Raw genomic sequence first — 1,660 nt, forward strand, 5'->3', positions numbered from 1 at the left:
AATTCCCCCTATAAACCCATAGTATTGATTTAAAACTAAGGTAATCAATACTTTTTAAGTTAATTGATTTCTGAAGCTAACGGGAGTACCTTTACGTTATGCTCTATGCAAGGCCGATCTTTAAAGTGTTGCTCATAAGCACGAGCGCAATTCTGGTTGAGATGTTTGCGATGATTTCAGTGGTGGCATGGATGCTTTAGTATCAATGACCCCGTTCAGAATGTTTACTTTGCCCAAAGCACATCTCCATAGAGTTTTAAAAGACTGGTTATGGAAGAAAGATCAATTTCAATGGAAGTAGTCAATTCCCATGCTGCAGGGGTTGATGTAGGAAGTCGCTCGCATTGGGTGGCTGTTGGACAAAGAGAAGAGGATATCCGTGAATTTGGAGTTTATAATGAAGATCTCTTTGAAATGGCAGAATGGTTTATCGAAAAGAAAGTAACCTCTATTGCCATGGAAAGTACGGGTACCTACTGGCAAAATTTATATGCTGTACTTATTAGCAAAGGCTTTAAGGTAATATTGTGTAATGGTAAGTTTACCAAGAATATCAAAGGCAAAAAAACTGATATTAAAGATTGCCAATGGATTCAAAAGTTACATTCTTTAGGTTTATTAAGTAGTAGCTTTTTGCCCGACAATGAAACAGAGCAATTACGCACTTATTGTCGACATCGCTCTAATCTTATCAATATGGCAGCTTCTACATCTAAGAAGATGCAAAAATACTTGCGTTTGCTCAATTTAAGGTTAGATGTGGTTGTTAAAGATGTTTGTGGATTGACAGGACTAAAGATCATACGTGCTATTAGTAGCGGTGAAAATGATCCGCAGAAATTAGCATCACTTCGTCATTATAATTGCAGAAAGAGTGAAGAAGAGATTGCTAAAGCGTTACATTCAAATGGTAGGAAAGATTACTTATTTGCTTTAAGTCAAGAACTGGAAACTTATGACCACTTACAAAATAAAATCCAACAATGTGATTTAGAAATAGAGCAAATGCTTAATGTGATTATTGATAATGACGTAAAAAAAAAGAACATACAATAGAACCCAAACCATACAAACGGCTAAATAAGAATACACCCAAAAATATTGATATCAACCTTAAAGGGTATCAAATGCTTGAAGGAACAGACCTTTTAGCAATAGAAGGCATGAGTCATTTAACGGTATTGGCAATTATCAGTGAAATTGGAATTGAAGGAATAAGAAAGTTTCCTACCGCAAAACACTTTACTAGTTGGTTGCGATTAGCTCCCAATAATAAAGTAAGTGGCGGTAAAGTATTATCCAGTAAAGTCCCAAAAGGAAGTAATCGTGTAAAAATTGCTTTAAGACGCGCAGCCAATGCAATTGGAAACCTTAAAGACTCAACTCCATTAAGAGATTTCTTTCATCGGATTAATTTCAGAAAAGGACGTGTATCAGCCATCAGTGCTACTGCTCGTAAATTAGCAGTCATTATTTGGAATATGATTATTCATAATAAACCATACATTAATCCTGAAGGATACTTATATTTAGATCAGAAAAGAAAGCTTGGCATTGCCAAAAGAATACAAAAACAGATTGACAAATATGGATTTAACCCTGATGAACTCAACTTTGCATCAAGCTGATTTACAGGACTTAAATTTTACGTTAGTCAGAA

2 protein-coding genes are annotated in these 1,660 nt (G+C 35.2%); both read left to right on the forward strand.

Features of this window, described 5'->3' with window-relative positions; all coding sequences use genetic code 11:
• The first annotated feature begins 270 nt into the window (after positions 1-270).
• Positions 271-1,056, forward strand: a complete 786-nt coding sequence (locus FNN09_RS21410; protein ID WP_221932558.1) for a transposase — start codon at positions 271-273, stop codon at positions 1,054-1,056.
• A gap of 71 nt (positions 1,057-1,127) precedes the next feature.
• The gene (locus FNN09_RS21415; RefSeq protein WP_221932559.1) at positions 1,128-1,628 is read left to right on the forward strand and encodes a transposase; all 501 of its coding nucleotides are present in this window, start codon (positions 1,128-1,130) and stop codon (positions 1,626-1,628) included.
• Positions 1,629-1,660: the final 32 nt, after the last annotated feature.

This window comes from Carboxylicivirga sp. M1479, assembly GCF_007097485.1.
Taxonomy (GTDB): Bacteria; Bacteroidota; Bacteroidia; order Bacteroidales; family Marinilabiliaceae; genus Carboxylicivirga.